Annotated in this window: 14 protein-coding genes; 13 read left to right on the top strand and 1 reads right to left on the bottom strand. The window is 70.8% G+C overall.

The genetic code is table 11. From position 1 onward, the window contains the following. Positions 1-34: 34 nt before the first annotated feature. From lepB to ACZ7GZ_RS29490, 8 genes are all read left to right on the top strand, one after another. Positions 35-775, top strand: a complete 741-nt coding sequence (gene lepB, locus ACZ7GZ_RS29455) for a signal peptidase I (protein ID WP_471028783.1) — start codon at positions 35-37, stop codon at positions 773-775. Beyond that, positions 765-1,289, top strand: a complete 525-nt coding sequence (locus tag ACZ7GZ_RS29460; RefSeq protein ID WP_471028785.1) for an NUDIX hydrolase — start codon at positions 765-767, stop codon at positions 1,287-1,289. Before lepB ends, ACZ7GZ_RS29460 begins: the two co-directional genes overlap by 11 nt. A 56-nt stretch (positions 1,290-1,345) precedes the next feature. Beyond that, on the top strand, positions 1,346-1,654 hold the full coding sequence (locus ACZ7GZ_RS29465) for a DUF2469 domain-containing protein (protein WP_003965949.1): 309 nt from the start codon (positions 1,346-1,348) through the stop codon (positions 1,652-1,654). Positions 1,655-1,765: 111 nt separating this feature from the next. Continuing rightward, positions 1,766-2,131 carry a YraN family protein gene (locus ACZ7GZ_RS29470; RefSeq protein ID WP_471028786.1) on the top strand — a complete coding sequence of 122 codons (366 nt, stop codon included), beginning with the start codon at positions 1,766-1,768 and terminating at the stop codon, positions 2,129-2,131. Beyond that, positions 2,132-3,757, top strand: a complete 1,626-nt coding sequence (locus ACZ7GZ_RS29475) for a YifB family Mg chelatase-like AAA ATPase (RefSeq protein WP_471028788.1) — start codon at positions 2,132-2,134, stop codon at positions 3,755-3,757. Beyond that, complete coding sequence (gene dprA / locus ACZ7GZ_RS29480; protein WP_471028791.1) at positions 3,754-4,914, top strand: DNA-processing protein DprA; 1,161 nt, start codon at positions 3,754-3,756, stop codon at positions 4,912-4,914. The genes ACZ7GZ_RS29475 and dprA overlap by 4 nt, the downstream gene beginning before the upstream one ends. Positions 4,915-5,232: 318 nt before the next feature. After that, on the top strand, positions 5,233-6,075 hold the full coding sequence (gene whiG / locus ACZ7GZ_RS29485; RefSeq protein WP_471028794.1) for an RNA polymerase sigma factor WhiG: 843 nt from the start codon (positions 5,233-5,235) through the stop codon (positions 6,073-6,075). Between the two features lie 106 nt (positions 6,076-6,181). Next, complete coding sequence (locus ACZ7GZ_RS29490) at positions 6,182-6,739, top strand: TetR/AcrR family transcriptional regulator (protein ID WP_471028836.1); 558 nt, start codon at positions 6,182-6,184, stop codon at positions 6,737-6,739. A gap of 62 nt (positions 6,740-6,801) precedes the next feature. Here the strand turns inward: ACZ7GZ_RS29490 and ACZ7GZ_RS29495 are convergent, their stop codons facing one another. After that, positions 6,802-7,383 (bottom strand): murein hydrolase activator EnvC family protein, encoded by a 582-nt coding sequence (locus ACZ7GZ_RS29495; RefSeq protein WP_471028795.1) that lies wholly within the window; start codon positions 7,381-7,383, stop codon positions 6,802-6,804. Positions 7,384-7,655: 272 nt separating this feature from the next. Between ACZ7GZ_RS29495 and rpsB the strand changes: the two genes are divergently transcribed. The 5 genes from rpsB to ACZ7GZ_RS29520 all read left to right on the top strand — a co-directional run bounded on the left by rpsB (position 7,656) and on the right by ACZ7GZ_RS29520 (position 12,447). Further along, positions 7,656-8,570 carry a 30S ribosomal protein S2 gene (gene rpsB / locus ACZ7GZ_RS29500; RefSeq protein ID WP_471028798.1) on the top strand — a complete coding sequence of 305 codons (915 nt, stop codon included), beginning with the start codon at positions 7,656-7,658 and terminating at the stop codon, positions 8,568-8,570. A gap of 181 nt (positions 8,571-8,751) precedes the next feature. Next, positions 8,752-9,588 carry a translation elongation factor Ts gene (gene tsf, locus ACZ7GZ_RS29505; RefSeq protein WP_471028799.1) on the top strand — a complete coding sequence of 279 codons (837 nt, stop codon included), beginning with the start codon at positions 8,752-8,754 and terminating at the stop codon, positions 9,586-9,588. A 227-nt stretch (positions 9,589-9,815) separates the two neighbouring features. Then, positions 9,816-10,574 carry a UMP kinase gene (pyrH, locus tag ACZ7GZ_RS29510; protein WP_471028801.1) on the top strand — a complete coding sequence of 253 codons (759 nt, stop codon included), beginning with the start codon at positions 9,816-9,818 and terminating at the stop codon, positions 10,572-10,574. 176 nt (positions 10,575-10,750) lie between these two features. Next, entirely contained in the window at positions 10,751-11,308 is a 558-nt protein-coding gene (frr, locus tag ACZ7GZ_RS29515) for a ribosome recycling factor (protein WP_055706853.1), read from the top strand. Continuing rightward, the gene (locus ACZ7GZ_RS29520; RefSeq protein ID WP_471028803.1) at positions 11,308-12,447 is read left to right on the top strand and encodes a phosphatidate cytidylyltransferase; all 1,140 of its coding nucleotides are present in this window, start codon (positions 11,308-11,310) and stop codon (positions 12,445-12,447) included. Before frr ends, ACZ7GZ_RS29520 begins: the two co-directional genes overlap by 1 nt. Positions 12,448-12,451 lie beyond the last annotated feature (4 nt).

Genomic DNA, 12,451 nt, shown 5'->3' on the forward strand with positions numbered 1-12,451 from the left:
CAAGGCCCGGTACCGCCGGGTAGGGTCCGGGGCCATGAGTGGTCGTGGTGAGAGCAGGCGAAAACTCGGACAGCGACTGTCCGGGGTGGCCGTGGCGCTGGGGCTGGTGCTGTTCCTCGGCGGATTCGGCTGGGCAGCGGTGAGCTACCGGCCGTACACCGTGCCCACCAGCTCCATGACCCCCACGATCGACGCCGGTGACCGGGTGCTGGCGCAGAAGGTCGACGGCAGCGAGGTCAAGCGCGGTGACGTCGTGGTCTTCGAGGACAAGAGCTGGATCGCAGGCTCCAAGGTGGTCAAGCGCGTGGTCGCGGTCGGCGGCGACACCGTCTCCTGCTGCACCGACGGCAAGCTGACCGTCAACGGCAAGAAGATCGACGAGCCCTATCTGCCCAAGGGCAGCCTCGCCGAGAACAAGAACATCCCGACGGTGACCGTCCCGCAGGGCCGCCTGTTCCTCCTCGGTGACGAGCGCCAGGGCTCCCTGGACTCGACGGCCCACCTCACCGACGCCGCCAAGGGCACGGTCTCCCGGGACGCCGTGACCGCGCGGGTGGACGCCGTCGTATGGCCCTGGAAGGGCCCGCTCAAGCGCCCCACCGGTTTCGAGGCGCTCGGTGTCCTCTCGCGGCCCGGCCCGCTGGGCACCATCGAACTGCTCATCGTCGCCGGCGCCGTCCTGGTCCTGGCCGGCGGCGCCTACGGCCCGATCGCGGGGCGCATGAGCCGTTCCCGCGCGCGTGCCGCCCGCCCGGAGGCGGCCGGTGTCCGCTGAGCCCGCGCGGACGGGCGAGGACACCTGGGAGGGCGCCCTGCGCAAGGTGGCCCGAGTGGTCCTCCTGGACCCCCGGGACCGCATCCTCCTGCTGCACGGCCACGAGCCGGACGACAAGGCCGACGACTGGTGGTTCACCCCCGGTGGCGGTCTGGAGGGCGGTGAGACGCGCGAGGAGGCCGCGCTCAGGGAACTCGCCGAGGAGACCGGCATCACCGAAGTCGACCTCGGCCCGGTGCTGTGGCGGCGCAGGTGCTCCTTCCCGTTCGCGGGCCGCCGCTGGGACCAGGACGAGTGGTACTACCTGGCCCGTACGACGCAGACGGCCACCGCGGCGCAGGGGCTCACGGAACTGGAGCGGCGCAGTGTCGCCGGAGCACGCTGGTGGACGTGTCAGGAACTGGCCCGGGCACATGAGACGGTGTATCCGACCAGACTCGCCGAGCTGCTGCGCACGCTGCTCGACGAGGGTCCCCCGGCCTGTCCTGTGACCCTCGACCCGGAAATAGCCTGAGGGCCCGTCGGACTGGCGCACAATGGTGGGATCGCACGGCTGAAGGGGAACATGCCATGAGCGCCGAGGACCTCGAAAAGTACGAGACCGAGATGGAGCTGAAGCTCTACCGGGAGTACCGAGATGTCGTCGGTCTGTTCAAATACGTGATCGAGACCGAGCGGCGCTTCTATCTCACCAATGACTACGAGATGCAGGTGCACTCGGTCCAGGGCGAGGTGTTCTTCGAGGTGTCGATGGCCGATGCCTGGGTCTGGGACATGTACCGGCCGGCCCGCTTCGTCAAGCAGGTCCGGGTCCTCACGTTCAAGGACGTGAACATCGAGGAGCTGAACAAGAGCGACCTGGAGCTGCCGGGCGGGTGATCCCGCCTTTCTCGCGCAGGTGACGGGGTTTTCCACAACCGCCGAGTAGTCCACCAAGATCAACATCTCTGGGCCGGATGCGTGACCGTTGGCGCCGGAGGTGGTGCCGACATGAGCAAGGCACGCAACGGACTCGGCAAGTACGGCGAGAACCTGGCCGCCCGGCGACTCGCCGAGGCCGGAATGACGATCCTGCAGCGCAACTGGCGCGGCGGCCGTTCCGGCGAGATCGACATCGTGGCCCGGGACGGAGACGTCCTGGTCGTCTGCGAGGTGAAGACCCGCAGGGCCGGGACCTTCCAGCATCCGATGGCCGCGATCACACCCGAGAAGGCCGAACGCCTGCGCGGCCTGGCGCAACGCTGGACCCAGGCCCACGGAGGAGCCCCGCCGGGAGGCGTCCGCATCGACCTGATCGGCGTCCTGCTGCCGCACCGGGGCGCCCCGTTGGTCGAACACGCGCGGGGGGTGGCCTGAATGGGATTCGCCCGCACGTGCTCCGTGGCCCTGGTCGGCGTCGAGGGAGTGGTCGTCGAGGTCCAGGCCGACCTGGAACCCGGCGTCGCGGCCTTCACCCTGGTCGGCCTCCCGGACAAGAGCCTGACGGAAAGCCGCGACAGGGTCCGGGCGGCGGTGGTGAACTCGGGCGGCGAGTGGCCGCAGAAGAAGCTCACCGTCGGACTCAGCCCCGCGTCGGTGCCCAAAGCCGGTTCCGGCTTCGACCTCGCCGTCGCCTGCGCGGTGCTCGGCGCCGCCGAACGGATCGATCCGCGCGTCCTCGCGGACATCGTCATGATCGGGGAGCTGGGTCTGGACGGCCGGGTGCGACCGGTCCGCGGCATCCTGCCGGCCGTCCTCGCCGCGGCCGACGCGGGGTACGAGCAGGTGGTCGTGCCCGAGTGCGCCGCCGCCGAGGCCTCGCTGGTCCCCGGAGTCTCGGTGCTCGGCGTCCGCAGTCTGCGGCAGCTCATCGCGGTCCTCACCGAAGAGCCCGTCCCCGCCGAGGAGCCGGACGAGCAGGGGCGCCCCGACCCCCTGCTGGCCGGGCTGCGCATGCCCGGCACGGGCGCGGCCACCGGCATGCACAGCGTCGGCGCCGCACAGCACGACCACGATCACGACCTGGCGGACGTCGTGGGCCAGACCTCGGCCCGCACGGCCGTGGAAGTGGCCGCAGCCGGCGGACACCACCTGTTCCTGGAGGGGCCGCCCGGCGCGGGCAAGACCATGCTCGCCGAGCGGCTGCCCGCCGTCCTTCCCCGGCTCACCCGGGCCCAGTCGCTGGAGGTCACGGCGGTGCACTCGGTGGCCGGGCTGCTGCCGCCGGGCAAGCCGCTCATCGACGTGGCTCCCTACTGCGCCCCGCACCACTCGGCCACGATGCAGTCACTCGTCGGCGGAGGCCCCGGCATCGCCCGGCCCGGTGCGGTCTCCCTCGCCCACCGCGGCGTGCTGTTCCTGGACGAGGCACCCGAGTTCCACGGCCAGACCCTCGACGCCCTGCGGCAGCCGCTGGAGTCCGGGCACGTGGTGATCGCACGAAGCGCGGGCGTCGTCCGGTTCCCGGCACGCTTCCTCATGGTGCTGGCGGCCAACCCCTGCCCCTGTGGACGCTTCACGCAACGGGACTCCCTGTGCGAGTGCCCGCCGTCGGCGATCCGCCGCTACCAGTCGCGGCTCTCCGGTCCCCTGCTCGACCGCGTGGACCTGCGTGTCGAGGTCGACCCGGTCACGCGCGCCCAGCTCGGCCAACCCGACGCCCGGGGCGAGTCCACGGCGACCGTGGCCGGGCGGGTGCGGCAGGCCCGCGAGCGTACGGCGGCCCGCCTGGCCGGAACCCCGTGGCACACCAACAGCGAGGTGCCGGGGCGGGAACTGCGCAGCCGCTACCAGCCCGTCGCCGGTGCGATGGACGAGGCGGAGCGCAATCTCGAGCGGGGCGTGCTCACCGCCCGCGGGATCGACCGTGTCCTGCGCGTCGCCTGGACCGTCGCCGACCTCGTCGGGCACGACCGTCCGGACGCGACCGACGTCGCCCTGGCTCTGCAACTGCGCACCGGAGTCCCCCGAGGCGTGCCGATGGCCATCGGGGCGCTGACATGACCCCGGACGAGGACCCCGGACACGAGTTGCTGGGGCGGGTCGTGCTCTGCCGGGTCGTGGAGCCGGGGGATGAGGCGGGTGGACGGTGGGTCCGGGAGTTCGGGGTGGGGGAGGTGGTGCGGCGGCTGCGGGCGGGGGAGCGGGCCCTGCCGGGGGTGAGTGACGCACGGTGGGCCGGGCTGGTCGCGCGGGCCCGGCGGGCCGAGCCGGAGCGGGATCTCGCGGTGGCGCGGGCCGCCGGAGCGCGGTTCGTGGGGCCCCGTGACGCGGAATGGCCTCGGCAGCTCGACGACCTCGGGGACGCCCGGCCCCTCGGGCTGTGGGTGCGCGGCCGGCCCAGTCTGCGGATATGGGCGCTCAGATCGGTGGCCGTGGTGGGGGCACGCGCCTGCACCGAGTACGGCACCCACATGGCCGCCACCCTCGCCGCAGGGCTCGCCGAGCGGGGCTGGGTCGTGGTCTCGGGCGGCGCGTACGGCATCGACGGCGCCGCCCACCGGGGCGCCCTCGCCGCCCGCGGAGCCACCGCCGCCGTCCTGGCCTGCGGCGTCGACCGTCCCTACCCCCGCGGCCACGCCGCCCTGATCAGCCGGATCGCGGAACAGGGACTGGTGGTCGGCGAGTTGCCGCCGGGGGATCACCCGACACCGAGCCGGTTCATCCTGCGCAACCGCGTCATCGCCGCGCTGACCAGAGGCACCGTCGTCGTGGAGGCCGCCGCCCGCAGCGGCTCGCTGTCCACCGCGCGGGCCGCAGGGCGCCTGGGACGGTTCACCATGGGCGTGCCCGGCCCCGTCACCAGCGCTCTCTCCGCCGGCGTGCACGAACTGCTGCGCGGAGAGGCCACGCTGGTCACCGATGCCGCGGAAGTCGTGGAACTCGTCGGTGACATGGGTGAGCTGGCACCGGCCCGCCGGGGCCCCGTCCTCCCACGTGACCTGCTGGAACCCCCCGTCCGGGCCGTCCTCGCCGCCCTGCCCGGCAACCGCGCGGCCACCGTCGAGGAGATCGCGCTCGGCACGCCGACCACGCGGGACGAGGCGATCGCGAGGTTGTACGAACTCCGAGCACTTGGATACGTCGAACGACACGGCGACGGCTGGAAGTTGACACGCCAGGCGGTGATGTCGGTCCGCACGGGTCACGCTCCGTGCTGAGCGAGCGTGTTCGGCCGTCCGGGGGAATCCCCGACGCCCTTGATGTTTCCCGGAGTTGGCGCTCCAGCCGGTCACACAGAGCGAGCTGCGCAAGGCGCGCGCGAGACCGGCGGGAGCGCCCCGCGCACGGGTGGTGCCTCGTTGTTCGCACACCGCGACAGCTCAGTCACGCTACGCTCACGAAGACGGCACCCAGATCCCGCCAACTCGACACCAGACCGACAGCTCACCCAGGCAGCCCACCCCACCCCAGCCAATCCCCCCGCACACTTCACGGCACTTCACAGCACTTCACGGCAGAACGGCACAAGGCGACGAATGCCCCAGCACACCTCCGGGTCCGACCGGGCGGCGATCCCCCCAGCCGCCCGCGACGGTGGCAGCGTGCGGCCGCCCGCTCCCTCGACGCTCGACGAGCTGTGGCGGTCGTACAAGGCGACGGGGGACGACCGGCTGCGGGAGCAGCTGATCCTGCACTACTCACCGCTCGTGAAATACGTGGCCGGGCGGGTGAGCGTCGGTCTGCCGCCCAATGTGGAGCAGGCCGACTTCGTCTCCTCGGGTGTCTTCGGGCTGATCGACGCGATCGAGAAGTTCGACATCGACCGGGAGATCAAGTTCGAGACGTACGCGATCACCCGGATCCGGGGCGCGATGATCGACGAGCTGCGGGCGCTGGACTGGATCCCGCGGTCGGTGCGGCAGAAGGCGCGGAACGTGGAGCGGGCCTACGCCACCCTGGAGGCCCGGCTGCGGCGCACCCCGACCGAGGGCGAGGTCGCCGCGGAGCTGGGCATGGAGGTCGAGGAGCTGCATGCCGTGTTCAGCCAGCTGTCGCTGGCCAACGTGGTCGCGCTGGAGGAGCTGCTGCACGTCGGCGGTGAGGGCGGGGACCGGCTCAGCCTCATGGACACGCTGGAGGACACCGCCGCGGACAATCCGGTCGAGGTGGCCGAGGACCGGGAACTGCGAAGGTTTCTCGCGCGGGCGATCAACACGCTGCCCGAGCGGGAGAAGACCGTGGTGACGCTGTACTACTACGAAGGGCTCACCCTCGCCGAGATCGGCAACGTGCTCGGAGTCACCGAGAGCCGGGTCAGTCAGATCCACACCAAGTCGGTGCTGCAGCTGCGGGCCAAGCTGGCGAGCTTCGGGCGCTGAGGCCGGCGGCGCGGTGGTGAGAACCGGCGGCGCGGTGAGGAGAGGCTCCCGTTCGGGTGGGGTCGTCCGTAAAGTGGTTGACGTGCCAAGGATTCGAGCGGCCTCCGTGGCCGAGCACCGGTCGATGCAGCGAGCCGCCCTGCTGGACGCGGCTCGGTCCCTGTTGTCCGAGGGCGGGACCGAAGCCCTGACCTTTCCCGCGCTGGCCGAGCGGACGGGGTTGGCGCGGTCCTCCGTGTACGAGTACTTCCGGTCGCGGGCCGCCGTCGTCGAAGAACTGTGCGAGGTCGACTTTCCGCTGTGGGCGGCCGAGGTGGCTGCCGCGATGGAGCGGACCGAGTCCGCCGAGGGCAAGGTCGAGGCGTACGTGCGGCAGCAGCTGGCGCTGGTCGGGGACCGGCGGCACCGGGCGGTCGTCGCCATCTCCGCGAGTGAGCTGGATGCCGGGGCGCGGGAGAAGATCCGGGCGGCGCACGGGGGGCTGGTCGCGATGATCGTCGAGGCGCTCGGGGAGATGGGGCATGCGCAGCCCCGGCTGGCGGCGATGTTGCTGCAGGGGGTGGTGGATGCGGCGGTGCGGCGCATCGAGCTGGGTGCCGCTGAGGATCCTTCCGTGGTGACGGACGCTGCGGTGGCGATGGTGCTGCGGGGTGTGAAGGGCTGACCCCGCGCGGGGAGCTGCGCGATCACCCTCGCCGGGCCGCGGCGGAGCAACGGCCTCGGCTACTACCCCGGCAGCGGTACTCCCAGCACCGGCAGCAGTCTCGGTGGCCCCCTGTGCAGAAGCCAGGGCGGTAGCAACGACAACGGGTCCAGATAGGTCTCCCCCCGGCGCAGGCCCCAGTGGACGCAGGTGACGGCGCAGTGGGAGACCGTCGGTTCGACCGTGCCCACCACCTCCCCGGCCCTCACCTCGTCGCCCTTCCGCACCGACGGACTCACCGGCTCGTACGTCGTACGAAGGTCCGTGCCCGTCAGGTCGACCGAGATCACCCCCCTGCCCGCCACCCGGCCCGCGAAGGACACCCGGCCAGGGGCGACCGCCCGTACCGGAGAACCGGCCGGCGCCGACAGGTCCACACCGCGGTGCCCGGGGCCGTACTCCGTCGCCGGGGGCTCCCAGCCCCGCAACACCAAGGGGTGTACGCCCACCGGCCATGTGCGCGCGACGGCCGGCACCGGGGCCCGCGGGGGTGGCGGTGGCCCCGGGGGCGGGGGGTCCGCCCAGGCCGGCGGGGTGAGCACCGCCACCGGCAGGGCCAGCAACACAACCGCCCACACCATCACGCATCGCATCGCTCGTCGCATGCGACAACCGTCCCGCATCCCCGCCGATCATGGCCGGAGTCTGTGGACCACCCCCCGGTTGTGGACATCGGCGTCACCCGGTACCCCGGCGGTCCCGTACACTTCTTCTGGCGATCCGGGTCACCGGGTCGACTTCGCACGCCCCGACACGGCGGCCGGCAACGGTCCCTGTCAGCGCCCCTCGGTCCTTCGTGGCACGGCGCACGCGGGCGTCAGGCGCGGGAGCCGTCCGGCATCCGCGGCATAACCGAGAAAAACAAGGAGAAACGGCCATGGCCGTCGTCACGATGCGGGAGCTGCTGGAGAGCGGCGTCCACTTCGGTCACCAGACCCGTCGCTGGAACCCGAAGATGAAGCGCTTCATCTTCACCGAGCGCAACGGCATCTACATCATCGACCTGCTCCAGTCGCTGTCGTACATCGACCGCGCCTACGAGTTCGTCAAGGAGACCGTCGCCCACGGCGGCACGGTCATGTTCGTCGGCACCAAGAAGCAGGCGCAGGAGGCCATCGCCGAGCAGGCCACCCGCGTCGGCATGCCCTACGTCAACCAGCGCTGGCTGGGCGGCATGCTCACCAACTTCTCGACCGTCTACAAGCGTCTGCAGCGCCTCAAGGAGCTCGAGCAGATCGACTTCGAGGACGTCGCCGCCTCCGGTCTGACCAAGAAGGAGCTTCTCGTGCTCTCGCGCGAGAAGGCCAAGCTGGAGAAGACCCTCGGTGGTATCCGCGAGATGCAGAAGGTGCCCAGCGCCGTCTGGATCGTGGACACCAAGAAGGAGCACATCGCCGTTGGCGAGGCCCGGAAGCTGAACATCCCGGTCGTCGCGATCCTCGACACCAACTGCGACCCCGACGAGGTCGACTACAAGATCCCGGGCAACGACGACGCGATCCGCTCCGTCACCCTGCTCACCCGCGTGATCGCCGACGCGGTCGCCGAGGGCCTCATCTCCCGCTCCCGTGTCGCCACCGGTGACAAGGGCGAGAAGGCCGCGGGCGAGCCGCTGGCCGAGTGGGAGCGCGACCTGCTCGAGGGTGAGAAGAAGGCCGACGAGGCCCCGGCCGCCGAGGCCGCTCCGGCTGCGGAGGCCGCTCCGGCCGCGGAGGCTCCGGCTGCCGAGGCTCCGGCTGCGGAGGCCGCTCCGGCCGAGGGCGAGAAGGCCGCCGAGGGCGAGCAGGCCTGACGCCGGTCCGTCAGCGTTCGACGGCGGGGGCGGCTGCATCCCACGGCGCCTCCGGCGCGGTGAAGTCCGCCCCCGCTGTTCACCCGTAGGTCGGCACGAGGTACGCGTTCCGCGGCTACATGTGGAGCGCAACCGTGCGGATCAGAAGATCTTCCAGACTTCGAGAAAGACTCACAGACTCATGGCGAACTACACCGCCGCCGACGTCAAGAAGCTCCGTGAGCTCACCGGCGCCGGCATGATGGACTGCAAGAAGGCACTGGACGAGGCCGAGGGCAACGTCGAGAAGGCCGTCGAGGCGCTGCGCATCAAGGGCCAGAAGGGCGTCGCCAAGCGCGAGGGCCGCTCCGCCGAGAACGGCGCCGTGGTCTCCATCATCGCCGACGACAACTCCTCCGGTGTCCTGGTCGAGCTGAAGTGCGAGACGGACTTCGTCGCCAAGGGCGAGAAGTTCCAGGCCGTGGCCACGGCCATCGCCGAGCACGTCGCCAAGACGAACCCGGCGGACCTCGAGGCCCTGCTCGCCTCCGAGATCGAGGCCGGCAAGACCGTCCAGGCGTTCGTGGACGAGGCCAACGCCAACCTCGGCGAGAAGATCGTCCTGGACCGCTTCGCGCAGTTCGCCGACGGCTTCGTGCTCGCTTACATGCACCGCACCATGCCCGACCTGCCCCCGCAGATCGGTGTCCTGGTCGAGCTGGACAAGCCGAACGCCGAGGTCGCCAAGGGCGTCGCGCAGCACATCGCCGCCTTCGCGCCGAAGTACCTCTCCAAGGACGAGGTGCCGGCCGACGTCGTCGAGTCCGAGCGTCGTATCGCCGAGGAGACCACCCGCGCCGAGGGCAAGCCCGAGGCCGCGATCGCCAAGATCGTCGAGGGTCGCCTCAACGGCTTCTTCAAGGACGCCACGCTGCTCGGCCAGCCGTACGCGCTGGACAACAAGAAGTCGGTCCAGAAGGTGCTGGACGAGGCCGGTGTCACCCTGAAGCGCTTCTCGCGCATCAAGGTCGGCATCTGAGCCCGTACCGCGATCGACGCACGACCCACGGAGGGATTCCGGGAACAATCCCGGGAGGAATCCGGATAGGGTCGTAAGCAGTCGTCCGCGCACACCGCCACACCCCGGCGTGGAGCGGACGGCAGCAGATCTGACGAGGAGGCCATTGCCGCGCATGGGAGCGAAAAGCGACCCCATCGGCAATGGCCTTCTTCGTATGTGCAACACGTGAAAGAGGCGGGATCCCCATGACCACCAAGGCCCAGAAGAGCGACGACGGCAAAGTACGCGGCCGGTTTCTGCTGAAGCTGTCCGGAGAGGCCTTCGCCGGTGGCGGGGGCCTGGGCGTGGACCCGGACGTGGTGCACAAGATCGCCCGCGAGATCGCGGCCGTCGTCCGGGACGGCGCCGAGATCGCGGTCGTCATCGGCGGCGGCAACTTCTTCCGCGGCGCCGAACTCCAGCAGCGCGGCATGGACCGGGCCCGCTCCGACTACATGGGCATGCTCGGCACCGTGATGAACTGCCTCGCGCTCCAGGACTTCCTGGAGAAGGAGGGCATCGACAGCCGGGTGCAGACCGCCATCACCATGGGCCAGGTCGCCGAGCCGTACATCCCGCTGCGCGCCGTGCGCCACCTGGAGAAGGGCCGCGTGGTCATCTTCGGCGCCGGTATGGGCATGCCGTACTTCTCCACCGACACCACCGCCGCCCAGCGCGCCCTGGAGATCGACGCCGAGGCGCTGCTCATGGGCAAGAACGGTGTGGACGGGGTCTACGACTCCGACCCCAAGACCAACCCGGACGCGGTCAAGTTCGACGCTCTCGGCTACGGCGAGGTCATCACCCGCGACCTCAAGGTCGCCGACGCCACCGCCGTCACGCTGTGCCGCGACAACAAGCTCCCGATCCTCGTCTTCGAGCTTCTCGCGGAGGGCAATATCGCCCGCGCCGTCAAGGGTGAGAAGATCGGCACCCTGGTGGGTGACCAGGGCAGCCGGGGCTGACCCGGGATCAACCCGGCCGGTGATGTGCGGCCCTGTAAGGGGGCCGGACCCTGGCCGGGGGATGGACAATGTCCTGCCGGTCGGGAACCGTGCAGGAAGAAGACGCGACGCAGCCGGCCGCAGACCGACTTCAGGAACCGCAGCCGGGCCTTACTCAAGACACGCAGGAGCAAGTGGTGATCGAAGAGACCCTCCTCGAGGCCGAGGAGAAGATGGAGAAGGCCGTCGTGGTCGCCAAGGAGGACTTCGCCGCGATCCGCACCGGCCGTGCGCACCCGGCGATGTTCAACAAGATCGTGGCCGACTACTACGGTGCCCCGACGCCGATCAACCAGCTGGCCTCGTTCTCCGTGCCGGAGCCGCGCATGGCGGTCGTGACGCCGTTCGACAAGAGCGCGCTGCGCAACATCGAGCAGGCGATCCGCGACTCCGACCTGGGCGTCAACCCCAGCAACGACGGCAACATCATCCGGGTGGTGTTCCCGGAGCTGACCGAGGAGCGCCGCCGCGACTACATCAAGGTCGCCAAGGGCAAGGCCGAGGACGCGCGCGTGTCCATCCGCTCCGTGCGCCGCAAGGCCAAGGAGGCCCTCGACAAGCTCGTCAAGGACGGCGAGGTCGGCGAGGACGAGGGCCGCCGTGCGGAGAAGGAGCTCGACGACACCACGCACAAGTACGTCGCACAGGTGGACGAGCTCCTGAAGCACAAGGAAGCGGAACTGCTCGAAGTCTGATGAGCGACTCTTCCTGGGGGGCGCCGCCACCGGCGGGGCAGGCCCGCTACTGGGGGCCCACCGCGGGTGGGCCTGTCCAGGGGGCCGCCCCGGCGGGTCCCGCGTACGATGCGCCTGAGGCGCAGCACACTCGCCCCATGCCCATCGTGCCCGACGAATCCGCCCAGGGCGGAGCCGACAACCGGAGGGCCGCTCGGGTGAGCGGCTCCCTGTTCCAGGACGAGTTCCGTTCCGAGCCCGCGCCGCCCCGGACAGTCCCGGCCGAGAACCAGAATCCGGAGCCCATGCCCGACGCCCACCAGCCGGCGCCAGCGCCGCAGAAGAAGAGCGCGGGCCGTGACCTGAGCGCGGCCATAGGGGTCGGCGTCGGGCTCGGTGTGGTGATCATCGCCTCCCTGTTCGTCTGGAAGGCGGTGTTCGTCGGCGTCATCGCGGTTGCCGTGGTCGTCGGCCTGTGGGAGCTGACCAGCAGGCTGCGGGAGCGTAAGGGCATCAAGGCGCCGCTGGTGCCGCTCGCGGTCGGCGGTGCGGCGATGGTCGTCGCCGGGTACGGCCGCGGCGCCGAGGGTGCGTGGGTCGCCATGGCCCTCACGGCCCTGGCCGTCCTCGTCTGGCGCATGACGGAGTCGCCGGAGGGCTATCTCAAGGACGTCACGGCGGGTGTCTTCGCCGCCTTCTACGTGCCGTTCCTGGCCACGTTCGTCGCCATGATGCTGACGGCGAAGGACGGGCCGTGGCGTGTCCTGACCTTCCTGCTCCTGACGGTCGTCAGCGACACCGGCGCGTACGCGGTCGGCTGGCGGTTCGGCAGGCACAAGCTGGCCCCGCGCATCAGCCCCGGCAAGACCCGCGAGGGCCTGCTCGGCGCGGTGCTGTTCGCGATGGTGGCGGGCGCGCTGTGCATGCAGTTCCTGATCGACCACGGTTCCTGGTGGCAGGGCCTGCTGCTGGGCCTCGCGGTCGCGGCCAGCGCCACGCTGGGCGACCTCGGCGAGTCCATGATCAAGCGGGACCTGGGGATCAAGGACATGGGCACCTTGCTCCCCGGCCACGGAGGCATCATGGACCGCCTGGACTCACTGCTGCCGACGGCCCCCGTGGTCTGGCTCCTGATGGTGCTCTTCGTCGGCTCCGCGTGAGGCG

The sequence above is a fragment of the Streptomyces sp. NPDC037288 genome (assembly GCF_055603265.1).